The sequence below is a fragment of the Lentzea sp. genome, assembly GCF_035525475.1.
Lineage (GTDB): Bacteria > Actinomycetota > Actinomycetes > Mycobacteriales > Pseudonocardiaceae > Lentzea.
On the sequence record NZ_DATLEC010000149.1, the window covers coordinates 71,212 to 85,870 of the forward strand.

The window sequence follows — 14,659 nt, forward strand, 5'->3', positions numbered from 1 at the left end:
GAGGTGGCGCATGGCGTTCGCACATCCGGCGTTGTTCTACTCCGACGAGGAGTCCTACATCGACGGGACCGTTCCGTTCGTGGTGGAGGGTCTGGCGAACGCCGAACCCGTCGCCGTGGCGGTGCCCAGCAGGAACCTGGAACTGCTCAGGGAAGCGCTGAGCGGGTTCGCGCACCTCGTGACCTTCCTCGACATGGCGGACACCGGCCGCAACCCCGGCCGGATCATCCCCGCGCTCCGCGCGTTCGCCGACCGGCACCGCAGGGCCGTCCGCGTCATCAGCGAACCGGTGTGGGACCGGCGCTCCGAGGTCGAGTACCCGGCGTGCGCGCTGCACGAGGCGTTGGTCAACTACGCGTTCAGCGGGCGCGACCTCAGCATCCTGTGCCCCTACGACACCTCGTCGCTCAGCCACGACGTGCTGGCCGACGCCGAGAAGACCCACCCCGTCGTGATCGACGCGGGTGGTCACCGTCCCAGCGACCACTTCCACCCCGCACGGGTGGTCGTCGCCGCGCACTCGCTGCCGCTGGCGATCCCGGTGGACGCGGCGAGCACGTCGGTCGGCGCCGGCGCGATGGCGGCGGTGCGGGCGTTCGCCCGCGAGCAGGCCGTGAAGCTCGGTCTCGCGCAGGGGCGTCTCGACGACTTCGCGCTCGCGGTCACGGAGCTCGCGACCAACAGCGTCCGGCACGGCGGCGGCGAGAGCACGGTTCGCGTATGGACGGAAAGCGAAAGTATTGTTTGCCAAGTCAACGACAACGGTCACATCACCGATGTTCTGGCCGGACGCACCCCTGTTCACGCAAACGAACCAGGCGGTCGCGGTCTGTTGCTTGTCAACCGTTTGGCGGATCTCGTGCGCACCCAAACGACGTCGTCCGGCACTGCAATCCAGGTCAGATTCGATCTGGGTGACAAAAAGGCAACGTGATCGACATACATTTGGGCGACTTCGTTATAGCTTGGGCACGTGCACGACGAGGAAGCGACGGAAATCGGTTACACCGGGGCTCGGTCCGGAGCCCCGGCGACCCGCGGGTGGCTGCAGGCCGACGAGCGAGGTGACTCGTACGGCCATGAGACGCAGCAGCTGCCCCGTCAGCAACCGTTGCGCCAACGCCCACCGGAGCCGCCCTCGGAGTGGCCCATGCCAGAAGAGGTACCACCCAGTGTCCCCGCGCGGGACAGCTCGCTCATCCGTCCCTACGCACGCACGGGCGGCCGCACCGCGGCCCGCCACGACCTCCGCCTGGAGACGCTGCTCTCGACGGACGAGGAACGGCTGTACCGCGCGAACAACGACCAGGCGGCGATGATGCGGCTGTGCCTGCAGCCGCGGTCGGTCGCCGAGATCTCGGCGCTCATGAAGATCCCGCTCGGCGTCACGCGAGTCCTGCTCAGCGACCTGATCACGCTCAACCTGGTCGCGGTGCACGAGCCGGGCGACAAGCCGAACATGGCGCTGCTCGAGCGGGTCCTGTCGGGGCTGCGCAGGATGTAGCCACCCGTTCGCCAACCAGCGGGACCGCACCCGGTCACCGATAATCCGGAGTGTGACGACACCCCGCGACGAGACCCAGAAGGCGCCGGTCACCGAGCCGATCCCGGCCGGGAGGCCGGCGACCCCGCCGTCCACCATCCCCCCGTCGTCCCCTCCGGCGACCGCCCAGAAGAGCGCGCAGAAGAGCGTGCAGAAGAAGACGACGCGGCCGACACGGATCAGCGGCACCTGGATCGCCGTGCTGGTGGCGATCGTCGTGCTGATCTTCCTGCTGGTCTTCATCCTGCAGAACGGCGGCACCACGACGATCCACCTGCTGTGGGGTGAGTTCAGCCTTCCGCTGGGCGTCGCGCTGCTGTTCGCGGCGATCCTCGGCGCGGTGCTGGTCGCGGTCATCGGTGCCGCCCGCATCCTGCAGCTGCGCCGTCAGACGAAGCGGCTCACCGGTCCTCCCGCGACCTCGTCACCAGTTCGACGCGAGAGCTGATCCCGAGTCGCCGGAAGATCTTGCGCAGGTGGAAGTTCACCGTGTGCGGTGACATGAACAGCTGTGTGGAGATCTGCCGGTTCGTCTGACCCTTGGCGACGAGGGTGGCGATGGCCCGTTCCGTGTCGTCCAGACCGGACCACCCGGACGCGGGACGGGCCGGTTCCGCCCGGCGTCGCCGTCCCAGCTTGCGCAGCCGTCCCAGCACGCGGGCGCTGTCGCGGGACACGCCGATCTCCCGGTAGAGCCCGAGCGCGCTCTCCAGCGACTTCACCGACGCGGCGCGGTCGTCCAGCAGCACACCGAGGTCCTCGGCCGCGTTGGCCCGCGCCCACAGGTCGCCGTCCTGCCGCACGGCCAGTTCCAGCAGCGACGCGTCGGCGTCGAGCAGACCACGCGCGTGCAACGCGGCCGTGGCCACCGCGCGGAATCCGGGGTTCTCCCCCGCCAGCTGCTCCACCCTGTCGACGACGGACTTGGCGAGCCCCTCGTCGCCCGCCTCCAGCGCCCGGCGCACGAACCACCCGGCGGCGCGGGGCTCCTCCGCGAAGAGCCCCGACGACACCAGGTCCGGGTACTCGTCGCGAAGCAGCTCCAAGGCCTTCTCGAGGCCGGAGCCGACGTACGTGACCAGCACGTCGTTCCACTGGTAGCAGGCGCGGGAGAACAGGATCCCGTCGGCGGGAACGCTCTCGCGGCAGCGCCCGACGTGCTCGACGGCGGCGGGCAGGTCGCCGGTGTGGATCGCGACCACCGCGAGCACGGCCAGCGCGGGCGCCACCAGTGCCGCGTGTCCCGTCTCCTCCGCCGTGGTCAGCGCGGCGCGCGCCTCGGTGGCCGCCTCCTCGACCCGGCCCGCCTGCACCAGGATCCTGGCCTGCACGACCGCTGTCATGATCCCCTTGGCGACCACCGCGGACGGACCGCTGCGCGCCCCGCGCAGCACGCTGTCGGCCTCGGCGAACTCCCTCAGGCCGGAGAACACGGTCGCGAGCAGCAGCCGCGGGTACGCGCAGAGGTCGTGGGACGTGACGGACCGGGCGGCCTCACGGGCCAGTTCCAGTGCGGCACCGGGCTGTCCGGTGTCGCGCGCGATCGCCGCGAGCACGGCCAGCGCCGTCGCCAGCACGTCGTCCGGCGAGCCCTGGCGCGTGCGCACGACGGTCTCCGCCAGTTCCCCCGCCCGGTTCCGGTCGTGGCCCAGCAACGCCATCATGCGGGTGATCTCCACCCACGGCACGAGTTCCGGCAGCAGGTCGGGCTCGTCCAGCAACGCCTCGCAGTGCTCGGCCGACTCGGCGTGCCGCGCGGTCAGCAACGTCGTCATGGCGACGCAGTGCCGCAGCTTCGCGGCGGGCTCGGGAGAGACCTCGCGGGACAACGCGTCCCGCGCGAGCGCCTGCGCCGCGGCGAGCCTGCCCGCCGCGATCAGCGCGCGCACCGCGATCACCGTGCGGTGCGGCAGTGACGGGGAGGCCGGGTCGGTCAGTTCCAGCGCCCGCACGGCGAGCTCGGCCGCGGCGTCCGGTGCGGTGAACAGCACGGCGGTCGCGGCGGTGACGAGTCCGTCGATCGACCGCGCGTCACCGCGCTGGGCGCCGTGCAGCAGGTGCTGGGCGGCCCTGACGGCGGAGTCGCCGCGCTTGAGCAGCATCTCGCCGGCCTCGCGGTGCAGCGCGCGCCGCACGGGCGGGGGCACGGAGCCGGCGACCAGGCGCCACACCAGCTCGTGCCGGAACGCCAGCCCGTCCTCCGGCGCCGCCACGAGGCCCGCGGCGATGACCTCGTCCAGTGCGGGCAACAGGATCGCGGTGCTGGACGCCAGCATCTCCGCGACGTCACCGGGTTCGAAGCGCGGCCCGAGCACCGAGGCGACCTGCAGGAGGTGTCTCGCCCTGCCGCTCAACGCACTGACGCGCTCGCTCAGCAGCGCCTCGGTGTTCAACGGCGAGCGGTCGGTGCGCAGCGACGCCTGGCCGTTGACGACCGCGATCTGACCGTCCGCGCGCAGCGCGTCCAGGAGGCTGGTCACCGCGGCCGGGTTGCCCCGGGCGGTCGACGCCAGCGCCAGCAGGTCGCGGTCGGGGGTTCCCCCTGCGAGGTCGGCGACCAGGTCCGCGATCACGTTGTCCGGCAACGGCCGCAGCTCGATCCGCACCGCGCCGCGGGCGAGCGCGGCGGCGAACAGGCGGTCGGCGCCCTCGCCGCGGCGGCGCGCGAGCAGCCAGACGACCTTCTCGCAGGCGGAGGCGGCCACCGGGGAACGGAGTGCGGCGAGCGTTCCCGGTTCGGCCAGGTGGAGGTCGTCGAGGACGACGAGCGCGGGGCCGCCCGGCCTGCGTTCCGCCAGTCGTGCCAGCAGGAGCGGCTGGTCCAGCTCGTCCTGAGCGGTGGCGACCTCGGCGCCGCGGTGCGCGGCCAGTGCGGCCGCCTCGGCCAGCAGCCGGGTCTTGCCCGTTCCCGCCGCGCCGTCGACGAGCACCACGCCGGTACCCGCGTCCAGCACACCGCTCAGGAGCTCCCGTTCTCCCTCACGGCCGCGGAACACCCCTTCACGATTCCCCGACACCCATTTTCCTTTCGCTCCGCGGCGGCGGAGAACAGGTCTGGTTCACCACGACGACCCGCACCGCGACCAGCCGGGGGACAGCACCCCTGGGCCGTTGGGATGATCGCGCGAGGGCGCAGTCCGGCTGCCGCTGCCCATTCGAGCAGTTGCCCGCGGGATCATACGGGCCGCACTCCTGTTGAGACGCCTGCAACGCGGGAAGCTTTACCTGGGCAAGCGGCGCACTTTCTCCTAGCATCAATTCCGCTGAATCCTTTCGGCCGCGGATTGTGGAGAGATCGTGGAAAACCGGCGGAATGCGTGGTGTGCCGGAATCAGCGACCAGGTGACGCCGGGCACGACCACCGTGCTGGAGGGTGCCCCCGGCACGGGCAAGACGGCGGTTCTCGACGACCTCTCCGCCCGCTGGGAGGGACATGTCGTGCGGGCGCGCTGCAGTGCGCTGGACGGCGACCTGCCGTTCGGGGTGGTCGCCCAGCTCTTCGACCTGGCCGACCCGGATCTCGTCCCTCCCGAGGCCGTGAGCGCGTTGCAGCTCACCGCACCGGCCGCGGACTTCCCCGTGCTGCACGGCGTCTACCGGCTGGCGGCGGCGCTGGCCTGCCGGGAAGACCTGCTCGTCGTGGTGGACGACGCCCATTGGGCCGATGCCGCGTCACTGCGCTGGCTCGCCTACCTGGCGTTGCGGGTCCAACGGCTGCCCATCGCACTCGTGCTGACCGTGGGTGCCGGCGAACGGTGTGACGACCCGTCGCACGGCGAGATCATGGCTGTGTGCCGGCGGGTCGTGCTGGACGACCTCTCCCAGGAGGCGGTGGCCGCGCTGGTCTCGTCGCTCGGCACGCCCTCTCCCGAGTTCGTCGCCGCGTGCGTGGCCGTGACGGGCGGGAACCCTCTGGCCGTGACACGTCTGGTGGCGGCACTGGCGGAGGACCGGGTGCCGCCGACCGCGGAGCACGCGTGGCGGGTCGCGCACCGGGGCGCGGAGGTCCTGGGCGAGATCACGGCGGCCCGGTTGCGCCGTCGTCCCGCCGCTGTCGTGGCCGCCGCGCAGTGCCTCGCCGTGCTCGGGCCGTCCCCGCACCCCGGTGTGCTGGCCGACCTGACCAGGCTGAGCCCCCTGGAGCTGGCCGAGGCCGTGCGGACCGTCGACCTGCTCGGCGTGGCCGGGCCCGCGGTCCTCGACGACATGCCCGCGCCCGCACGGGCTGATCTGCACCTTCGAGCGGCACGGTCGTTGCGCGCGCACGGCGCCGCGGACCGGGTGGTGGCCGACCACCTGCTGGAGACGTCGCCAGGACTGGAGCCGTGGGCGGGCGAGGTGCTGGACAGGGCCGCGCAGGAGGCGGTGAACCGGGGCGACACGGCCGGTGCCGCGCGGGTGCTGTGGCGGGCGCTGCGCGAACCGGTGGCGAACCCTTCCCGCGCCCTGCGGTTGCTGGGGATCGCCGAGCTGGTCGGCAACCTGCCCGGCGCGACGGCGCGGTTGCGCGAGGCACTCCAGTCCGATGTGGACGACGAGGAAACGGCTGTGGCGCTGTCCTACGCCCTGCACGCGGAGGGAGACGCGGCCGGGCTGGCGGCGGTGCTGGCGGACGGTTCTCCCCGGGTGCGGGCACATCTGGCGGTGCACGGGCTGGCGTGGCAGGAGGCCGTGCCGTCGCCGGTCTCGCTCGACACCCCTGCCGGGGTGCTGCACCACGTGATGGTCGGGGACATCACCGCCGCCGAGGCCGTGTCGCGGGTGTCGACCGGCGACGTGCTGTCGTCGTTGACGTCCGCGATGACGCTGAACCTCGCCGACTCGCTGGACGAGGCGCTGACCGTGCTGGACGACGTGGACCGCGCGCAGGCGCCGGCGTTGCGGGCGCTGACGTACGTGATGCGCGCGAACGTCCAGCGCCGCAAGGGAGATCTCGTCTCCGCCCGCGCCGATCTCACGCTGGCGGAGGACCACCTGCGGCAGGACCGGCGCTGGCACGCGGTCTCGGCGTGGCACGCCGCACTGCTCGCCGACATCCTGCTCGAGGAGGGCCACCTCGACGAGGCGGAGTCGTTGATCACCGAGTCCTCTACGGACGGGGCGCGGCGCGTGTGGCAGTACGGCGGACTGCTGACGGTTCGCGGACGGCTGCTGACCGCGCGGGGCGACGACCACGAGGCCCTGGAGGCATTCCTCGCCGCCGGACGGCACTGCGCGGCGTGGCCCTACCGCAATCCAGCGCCGTTGGCGTGGCGGTCCGGGGCGGCGCTGGCCTGCGCGGCGATCGGCGACTCGGAACGGGCGCGGGAGCTCGCACTCGAAGAGGTCGCGCTGGCACGTGCCTGGGGCGCGCCGAGGGCGTTGGGCATGGCGTTGCGCGCCGAAGGCCGGGTGACCGCGGGCGCGGCCGGGCGGACGTTGCTGGAGGAAGCGGTGCAGGTGCTGCGGAACTCCCCCGCTCGCCTGGAACTGGCGCGTGCGTTGGTCGATCTCGGCGTGGTGGTGCGACGTCAGGGCGACACGGCCGGTGCTCGCGCGTGCCTGCGGGACGCGCTGGACCTGGCGCAGAAGTGCGGCTCCACCGCGATGGCCGCACGGGCCTACTCCGAACTGGTGGCGACGAGCGCCGGACCTCGGCGGATGCGCCAGACCGGGCCGACCGCGCTCACCCCGGCCGAGCACCAGGTGGCGGAGCTCGCGGCACGCGGCCGTTCCGACGAGGAGATCGCATCGATGCTGCTCATGCCCGCGGACGCGGTCGGGACGGCGTTGTCGGGGATCTACCGCAAGCTCGGCGTGTCCGGCCGTGCGCAGCTGTCCAATGCCCTGTTCGTGGACTAGTTCGGACCCGTTCGGCCGATAGTCGCCTTACGACGTTCAGCCTATCTTCGGCGCATGGCGAGCGAGTTCCAGAGACACAAGGTGGCCCCGGTCTTCGAGGCGATGGACGCCAACGGCGACGGCTACCTCGCCAAGGGCGACTTCGAGGCGCTGGCCCAGCGCTGGGTGGCGTTGCGCGGCGGGGACGAGGAGAAGCTGTCCCGGGTGATGATGGGCTGGTGGGACGCCCTGCGGTCCGCGGCCGGGCGCGACAGGGTCTCGCTCGACGACGTGCTGGGCGTCGTCGACGTGCTGCCGGCCGCTCCGGAGGCGGTCTTCGGGACGGCGGACGCGATGTTCACCGCCGCGGACGCGGACAACGACGACTACGTCTCGCAGGACGAGTACCGGATGATGATCCACGCGTGGCTCGGCCACGACGGCCCGATCGACTTCGCGAGGCTCGACTTCGACGGCGACGGCAGGCTGTCGCGCCACGAGTTCGTCCAGATGTGGATGGAGTTCTGGGCCGGCGACGACGCCGGGGCCGCCGGCTCCTACGCGTTCGGCCCGGTTCAGGCGTGAACGAGGGCGAAGAACTCCTGACGTGACGCGGGGTCCTCGCGCAGCACGCCCTGCAACGCCGACGTGACGGTGCTGGACCCGGAGACGCGCACGCCCCTCAGCGCCATGCACATGTGCTCGGCCTCGATCACCACGCCGACTCCCCTGGGGCGCAGGTGTTCCTGCAGCCAGTCCGCGACCTGCTTGGTGAGCCGCTCCTGCACCTGCAGGTCGCGCGCGAACATCTCGACCACCCGCGCGAGCTTCGACAGGCCCAGGATCCGCTCCCCCGGCAGGTATCCGACGTGCGCGACGCCGTGGAACGGCAGCATGTGGTGCTCGCACAACGACTGCACCGGAATCCCGCGCGCCAGCACCAGCTCGTCGTAGCCCTCGTCGTTCGGGAACGTCGTGAGGTTGAACGCCCGCGGCGTCAAGAGCTCGGCGTACGCCTCCGCGACGCGGCGCGGGGTGTCGGCGAGGTGCACCGAGTAAGGGTCCTTGCCCAGCGCCTTGAGCAGGTCCGTGACCGCCTTCTGCGCGCCTTCGACGTCCATGCCGCCACGGTAGTTCCGCTGGCCGAATTTAGTCAACTGGAGTAGGTTTTAGAAATGGCCGATCCCGTCGCCGCCGTCGCGGCCCTGGACGAACCGACCCGGCGGAGGCTCTACGACTTCGTGGTGCGCCAGACCGCGCCCATCAGCAAGGACGAGGCCGCGCAGGCCGTGGAGCTGCCCAGGACGACAGCCGCGTTCCACCTCGACAAGCTGGTCGACCTGGGACTGCTGGACGTGGTCCACCAGCGGCGTTCGGGCCGGACAGGGCCCGGAGCGGGACGCCCGGCGAAGCTCTACCGGCGGTCCTGCGAGCAGATCGAGGTCTCGTTGCCCGACCGGCGGTACGAGGCCGCGAGCCACCTGCTCACGGACGCGCTGGTGGAGGCGGAGAGCACGGGCGAGCCCGTGCGCGAGATCCTGAACCGGCGCGCGTACGAGTGGGGCGTGGGCCTCGCCTCGTCCACGACCGGTGGCGTCGCGGAAGCGTTGGCGGGCCTCGGTTTCGAGCCGCGGGAGGACGACGGGTCTATCCTGCTGGGCAACTGCCCGTTCCACAGCCTGGCGCAGCGGCACACCCGGCTGGTGTGCGGGATGAACCTGTGCCTGGTCAGCGGGCTGCTGGACGGGGCCGAGGCGAGCGGGGTGACCGCGCGCCTCGACCCGTCACCGGACCGGTGCTGCGTCCGGCTGGATCAGACGCCGTCCTCCAGGTCGCCCTCGGTCTCCAGGTAGGCGGACCGCAGCGCGTCCAGAGTGGACTCCTCCGGGTGCTCCCACATCTTGCGCTCGGCCGCTTCCAGCAGCCGCTCGGCGATGCCGTGCAACGCCCACGGGTTCGAGGTCTGCAGGAACTTGCGGGTCTCCGGGTCGAGCACGTAGGTCTCGGTCAGCTTCTCGTACATCCAGTCCGCGACGACGCCGGTCGTGGCGTCGTAGCCGAACAGGTACTCGACCGTCGCCTGCAGCTCGAACGCGCCCTTGTACCCGTGCCGGCGCATCGCCCCGACCCAGCGCGGGTTCACCACGCGGGCGCGGAAGATCCGCGAGGTCTCCTCGGTGAGGGTCCTCGTCCGCACCGCCTCCGGCCGCGTGCTGTCACCGACGTACGCGGCGGGTGCCTTGCCCGTCAACGCCTTCACCATCGTGACCATGCCGCCGTGGTACTGGAAGTAGTCGTCAGAGTCGGCGATGTCGTGCTCGCGGGTGTCGATGTTCTTGGCCGCCACCGCGATCCGCCGGTACGCCGACTCCATGTCCGCACGCGCGGAGATGCCGTCGACCCCGCGGCCGTAGGCGTAGCCGCCCCACACCGCGTAGACCTCGGCGATGTCCGACGAGTCGCGCCAGGTGCGGCTGTCGATCAACGGCAGCACGCCCGCGCCGTACGCGCCCGGCTTGGACCCGAAGATCCGCAGCGTGGCCCTGCGCTCGTCGCCGTGCTCCTCCAGGTCCTTGAGCATGTGCGCCCGCACGAAGTTCTGCTCCGCCGGCTCGTCGAGCGCGGCCACCAGCTGCACGGCGTCGTCCATCATGGACACGACGTGCGGGAAGGCGTCACGGAAGAAACCGGAGATCCGGACCGTGACGTCGATGCGCGGCCGGTCGAGCTCGTCCAGCGCGATGACCTCGAGGCCCGTGACGCGGCGGGACTGGTCATCCCATACCGGCCGCACGCCCATCAGCGCGAACACCTCGGCGATGTCGTCGCCGGCCGTGCGCATCGCGGACGTGCCCCAGACCGACAGGCCCACCGACGGCGGCCATTCGCCGTCGTTCTCGTCGCGGTAGCGGGCCAGCAGCGAGTCGGCCATCGCCTGGCCGGTCTCCCACGCGAGGCGCGACGGGATGGCCTTCGGGTCGACGGAGTAGAAGTTGCGGCCGGTCGGCAGCACGTTCACCAGGCCGCGCAACGGCGACCCCGACGGGCCGGCCGGGATGTAGCCGCCGTCCAGCGCGTGCAGGACGTTCGTCATCTCGTCCGTCGTGCGCGCGAGCCGCGGAACCACTTCCAGCGCCGCGAACTCCAGGATCTTCTGCACGTCCGCCGACTCGTGCAGCGTCTTGGCGGCCTCGGCGTCCCAGCCCGCGTCCTCCATCGCCTGGACGAGTGCGCGCGCTTCTTCTTCCACCGCGTCGACGTCTTCGCGCGAGGTGGTCGTGAGACCGAGCGCCTCGCGCAGGCCGGGCAGCGCGGCGACCTGGCCGCCCCACATCTGCCGCGCCTGCAGCATCGCGAGCACGAGGTTGACGCGGACGCCACCGGTCGGCGCCTCGCCGAGGATGTGCAGACCGTCGCGGATCTGGACGTCCTTGACCTCGCACAGCCAGCCGTCGACGTGCAGGATGAACTCGTCGAACTCGGCGTCGTGCGGCCGGTCGTCGAGTCCCAGGTCGTGGTCGAGCTTCGCGGCCTTGATCAGCGTCCAGATCTGCGCGCGGATCGCCGGTACCTTGGCCGGGTCCATCGCGGAGATGTTCCCGTACTCGTCGAGCAGCTGCTCCAGGCGCGCGATGTCACCGTAGCTGTCGGCGCGGGCCATCGGCGGCACGAGGTGGTCGACCAGGGTCGCGTGCGCCCGGCGCTTGGCCTGCGTGCCCTCGCCGGGGTCGTTGACGAGGAACGGGTAGATCAGCGGCAGGTCGCCGAGCGCCGCGTCCGTGCCGCAGGACGCCGACATGCCGACGGTCTTGCCGGGCAGCCACTCCAGGTTGCCGTGCTTGCCGACGTGCACCACGGCGTCGGCCCCGAACGACGACTCGATCCACCGGTAGGCGGCGAGGTAGTGGTGCGACGGCGGCAGGTCGGGGTCGTGGTAGATCGCGATGGGGTTCTCGCCGAACCCGCGCGGCGGCTGGACGACCACGGTGACGTTGCCGGACCGCAGTGCCGCCAGGACGATCTCGCCGTCCTCGGACCTGCTGCGGTCGACGAACAGCTCACCGGGCGCCTCGCCCCAGTGCTGTTCCATCGACGCGCGGAAGTCGTCGGGCAGGGTGTCGTAGAACTCCCGGTAGCCGGCCGCGGAGATGCGGATCGGGTTGCTCTCGAACTGCTCCTGCGTCAGCCAGTCGGCGTCCTGGCCACCGGCGGCGATCAGCGCGTGGATCAGCTTGTCGCCGTCGAGCTCCTCGACGCCCGGCAGCTCGTCGCCGATGTCGTAGCCGTGCTCCTGCATGGCCTTGAGCAGCCGGACGGTGGAGGCGGGCGTGTCGAGACCGACGGCGTTGCCGATGCGGGAGTGCTTGGTCGGGTACGCCGACAGCATCACGACGACCTTGCGCTGCGCCACGGGGATGTGGCGCAGACGGCCGTGGCGGACCGCGATGCCCGCGACGCGCAGCGCCCGTTCCGGGTCGGCCACGTAGACGGTGAGACCGTCGGAGTCGATCTCCTTGAAGGAGAACGGGACCGTGATGATCCGCCCGTCGAACTCCGGGATGGCGACCTGCGTCGCGGTGTCCAAAGGGGACAGCCCGTCGTCGTTGGAGTCCCACGACTCGCGGCTCGACGTGAGGCACAACCCCTGCAGGATCGGCACGTCCAGCGCCGCGAGCGCGCCGACGTCCCACGCCTCGTCGTCGCCACCGGCGGAGGCCTTCGCGGGGTTCGTCCCCCCGGCCGCGAGGACCGTCACCACCAGCGCGTCCGCCTGGCCCAGCGTCTCGAGCAGTTCTGGCTCGGCGGTGCGCAGCGAGGAGCAGTAGACCGGCAGCGGCCGCCCGCCCTTGGCCTCGATCGCGTCGCACAACGCGTGCACGAACGCCGTGTTCCCCGCGACGTGGTGCGCGCGGTAGTAGAGCACCGCGACCGTCGGGCCCTCCACCGTCGAGGCCTCGCGCTCCAGCACACCCCACGTGGGGGTGGCCGCGGGGGCCTCGAAGCCGTGGCCCGTCAGCAGGATCGTGTCGGACAGGAACTTGTGCAGCTCGGTGAGGTTCGCCGGGCCGCCGTGCGCGAGGTAGAGGTGCGCCTCCGCGCAGACGCCGCCGGGCACCGTCGACAGCTCCATCAGCGCCGCGTCGGGCTGTTGCTCACCGCCGAGCACGACCACCGGCAGCCCGCTGGCGAGGAGCCGGTCGAGGCCTTCCTCCCACATCCGGCGGCCGCCGAGGATGCGCACGAGGACGAGGTCGACGCCCTCCACCAGCGCGGGCAGGTCGTCGACGGTGAGCCGGGCGGGGTTGCCGAGCCGGTACTCGGCACCGCTCGCACGCGCCGACAGCAGGTCGGTGTCGGAGGTCGACAGCAGCAGGATCACGCAGGCTCCATCCCTCGTGGGGTCCTCGCCCCAGGTTGCGGGTCGCGGCGAAGCGGAGTTCCTGACTCCCAGCGGTGTTCGCTGGTCACAGTGGCGGGACCGCGCCGGATTCGCACCGGCTTCCTCCTGCGCTTCGTCGTTCGGGCTCACCCTAACCGGCGGGTTACAGTCCGACCTATGCCCAGTGGGATTTACCGGGGTCACCCGGACGCCTGCCCCGGCGCCGTCGAGCTGCATCAGGCGGCCGACGGCGGGCTGGCGCGCATCCGGGTGCCGGGCGGCACTCTTCCCGCTGCTCGGTGGGATGCCGTCCGTCTTGCCGCCGCCGAGCTGGGGAACGGCTCGGTCGAGCTGACCTCGCGGGCGAACCTCCAGATCAGGGGGCTCGCGGACGGGGTGGAGCTGGGCGAGCGGATGCGTGCGGCGGGCCTGCTGCCGTCCTGGTCGCACGAGCGCGTCCGCAACATCGTCGCGGCGCCCCTGGAGGACAACCAGGCGCTGGTCGACGCACTGGACGCGGCCTTGTGCGCGGACCCCTCGCTGGCCTCGCTACCAGGGCGTTTCCTGGTCACGGTCGGTGCTTCGGTGAGCGGGCTGGGTGGCGACCTCGGCCTCGTCGGGAACGTCCTCCTGCTGGCCGGTACCGATACAGGTGTCCGGGTTCACGATCCCGTCGACGCCCTCGTCACCGCGGCCCGGCTGTTCCAGTCGATGCGCGGGACCGCGTGGCGCCTGTCCGAAGTGGACGGCGGTGTGCGAAAGATCACCGACCACTTCGGCGCCACCGACGCTCCGCGCATCACCCCGGCTGTGACTCCTGTCGCACCTTCCCCTTCGACCCCGGGCGTTCCACTGGGCCGGCTCGACGCTTCCCAGCTCGCCGGCGTCCCGATCCGTGTGACCCCGTGGCGCAGCGTGGTCGTGCCACCGGGCACCGACACGTCCGGCCTGATCACGGACCCGGACTCGCCGTGGCACGGCGTCAGCGCCTGCACCGGACGGCCCGGCTGCGCCAAGTCGTTGTCGGACGTCCGCGCCGACGTGCGCGAATGGGTCAGCCGCCCGGAACTGTCAGACCCGGATGGGACGATAGGAGTGGGGGCCCGAACCCCCCAGGGGGCCCGCCAATCGGGATCGATTCCGCGGCCCGTGCACTGGTCGGGTTGCTCACGCCGGTGTGGTCGTCCCGCCGGCGATGTGATCGAGTTCGTCGCGACCGGCGACGGCTACGAGGAGATCAGGTGACGCAGTACATCAAGGACGGGGCGGAGATCTACCGCCAGTCCTTCGCCACCATTCGCGCGGAGTCGGACCTCACCAGGTTCCCCGGCGACGTCGCGAAAGTCGTCGTCCGCATGATCCACGCGTGCGGCATGACCGACCTGCCGGACGACGTCGCGTTCTCGCCGAACGTCGTCCGCGACGCCCGCGAGGCCCTGCGGGCAGGCGCCCCGATCCTCTGCGACGCCACCATGGTCGCGTCCGGGGTGACCCGCCGTCGGCTGCCGAAGGACAACGAAGTCCTCTGCTACCTGCAAGATCCCCGCACTCCCGCGCGAGCGCGGGAGATCGGCAACACCCGCAGCGCCGCCGCGCTCGAACTCCTCGCGGACCGCTTCGACGGCGCCGTGATCGCGATCGGCAACGCCCCGACGGCGTTGTTCCACGTCCTCGACCTGATCGCCGCCGGAGCCCCGCGGCCCGCCGCGATCCTGGGCATCCCGGTCGGGTTCATCGGGGCGGCGGAGTCCAAGGAAGCTCTGGCCGCGACGGATCTGGAGCACCTCGTGGTGCACGGCAGGCGCGGCGGCAGCGCCATGACGGCCGCGGCCATCAACGCGATTGCGAGCGAAGAAGAATGATCACCAAAAGATCTACTACAGCGCTCTACGGCGTCGGCCTGGGTCCCAGCGGCC

Annotated in this window: 11 protein-coding genes and 1 riboswitch; of the genes, 8 read left to right on the plus strand and 3 right to left on the minus strand. The window is 71.7% G+C overall.

The features are described 5' to 3' along the window. Window positions 1-10 precede the first annotated feature (10 nt). Genes VM306_RS24715 through VM306_RS24725 form a run of 3 tightly spaced genes read left to right on the plus strand, consistent with a single transcriptional unit; the run spans window position 11 to window position 1,991 of the window. The gene (locus VM306_RS24715; RefSeq protein WP_325519118.1) at window positions 11-934 is read left to right on the plus strand and encodes an anti-sigma factor RsbA family regulatory protein; all 924 of its coding nucleotides are present in this window, start codon (window positions 11-13) and stop codon (window positions 932-934) included. Between the two features lie 39 nt (window positions 935-973). Next, window positions 974-1,504, plus strand: a complete 531-nt coding sequence (locus VM306_RS24720; RefSeq protein WP_325519120.1) for a DUF742 domain-containing protein — start codon at window positions 974-976, stop codon at window positions 1,502-1,504. 52 nt (window positions 1,505-1,556) lie between these two features. After that, complete coding sequence (locus tag VM306_RS24725; RefSeq protein ID WP_325519122.1) at window positions 1,557-1,991, plus strand: LapA family protein; 435 nt, start codon at window positions 1,557-1,559, stop codon at window positions 1,989-1,991. Here the strand turns inward: VM306_RS24725 and VM306_RS24730 are convergent. Next, on the minus strand, window positions 1,945-4,560 hold the full coding sequence (locus VM306_RS24730; protein WP_325519124.1) for a LuxR C-terminal-related transcriptional regulator: 2,616 nt from the start codon (window positions 4,558-4,560) through the stop codon (window positions 1,945-1,947). The genes VM306_RS24725 and VM306_RS24730 overlap by 47 nt on opposite strands. Before the next feature lie 280 nt (window positions 4,561-4,840). On the opposite strand from VM306_RS24730, the gene VM306_RS24735 reads away from it, so the two are divergent. Both VM306_RS24735 and VM306_RS24740 read left to right on the plus strand, forming a co-directional pair. After that, window positions 4,841-7,384 carry an AAA family ATPase gene (locus VM306_RS24735; protein WP_325519126.1) on the plus strand — a complete coding sequence of 848 codons (2,544 nt, stop codon included), beginning with the start codon at window positions 4,841-4,843 and terminating at the stop codon, window positions 7,382-7,384. A gap of 54 nt (window positions 7,385-7,438) precedes the next feature. Then, window positions 7,439-7,948: an EF-hand domain-containing protein gene (locus VM306_RS24740; protein WP_325519128.1), complete on the plus strand. Its 510-nt coding sequence runs from the start codon at window positions 7,439-7,441 to the stop codon at window positions 7,946-7,948. On the opposite strand, the gene folE is transcribed toward VM306_RS24740, so the two are convergent. Further along, the gene (gene folE, locus VM306_RS24745) at window positions 7,939-8,484 is read right to left on the minus strand and encodes a GTP cyclohydrolase I FolE (RefSeq protein ID WP_325519130.1); all 546 of its coding nucleotides are present in this window, start codon (window positions 8,482-8,484) and stop codon (window positions 7,939-7,941) included. The genes VM306_RS24740 and folE overlap by 10 nt on opposite strands. A gap of 54 nt (window positions 8,485-8,538) precedes the next feature. On the opposite strand from folE, the gene VM306_RS24750 reads away from it, so the two are divergent. Next, window positions 8,539-9,216, plus strand: coding sequence for a helix-turn-helix transcriptional regulator (locus tag VM306_RS24750; RefSeq protein WP_325519132.1), 678 nt, complete (start codon window positions 8,539-8,541; stop codon window positions 9,214-9,216). Here the strand turns inward: VM306_RS24750 and cobN are convergent. After that, window positions 9,177-12,743, minus strand: a complete 3,567-nt coding sequence (cobN, locus tag VM306_RS24755; protein WP_325519134.1) for a cobaltochelatase subunit CobN — start codon at window positions 12,741-12,743, stop codon at window positions 9,177-9,179. The genes VM306_RS24750 and cobN overlap by 40 nt on opposite strands. 55 nt (window positions 12,744-12,798) lie before the next feature. Further along, window positions 12,799-12,869: riboswitch (cobalamin riboswitch) on the minus strand. A 51-nt stretch (window positions 12,870-12,920) separates the two neighbouring features. Between cobN and VM306_RS24760 the strand changes: the two genes are divergently transcribed. Together VM306_RS24760 and VM306_RS24765 are read left to right on the plus strand one after the other, a co-directional pair. Beyond that, window positions 12,921-13,988 carry a hypothetical protein gene (locus VM306_RS24760; protein WP_325519137.1) on the plus strand — a complete coding sequence of 356 codons (1,068 nt, stop codon included), beginning with the start codon at window positions 12,921-12,923 and terminating at the stop codon, window positions 13,986-13,988. After that, window positions 13,985-14,605 (plus strand): precorrin-8X methylmutase, encoded by a 621-nt coding sequence (locus tag VM306_RS24765; RefSeq protein ID WP_325519139.1) that lies wholly within the window; start codon window positions 13,985-13,987, stop codon window positions 14,603-14,605. Before VM306_RS24760 ends, VM306_RS24765 begins: the two co-directional genes overlap by 4 nt. The last annotated feature ends 54 nt before the right edge of the window (window positions 14,606-14,659 follow it).

Coding starts and splice junctions, on each gene's coding strand:
- VM306_RS24715 (WP_325519118.1), top strand. CDS start 11: ATGGCGTTCGCACATCCGGCGTTGTTCTACTCCGACGAGGAGTCCTAC.
- VM306_RS24740 (WP_325519128.1), top strand. CDS start 7,439: ATGGCGAGCGAGTTCCAGAGACACAAGGTGGCCCCGGTCTTCGAGGCG.
- folE (WP_325519130.1), bottom strand. CDS start 8,484: ATGGACGTCGAAGGCGCGCAGAAGGCGGTCACGGACCTGCTCAAGGCG.
- VM306_RS24750 (WP_325519132.1), top strand. CDS start 8,539: ATGGCCGATCCCGTCGCCGCCGTCGCGGCCCTGGACGAACCGACCCGG.
- VM306_RS24760 (WP_325519137.1), top strand. CDS start 12,921: ATGCCCAGTGGGATTTACCGGGGTCACCCGGACGCCTGCCCCGGCGCC.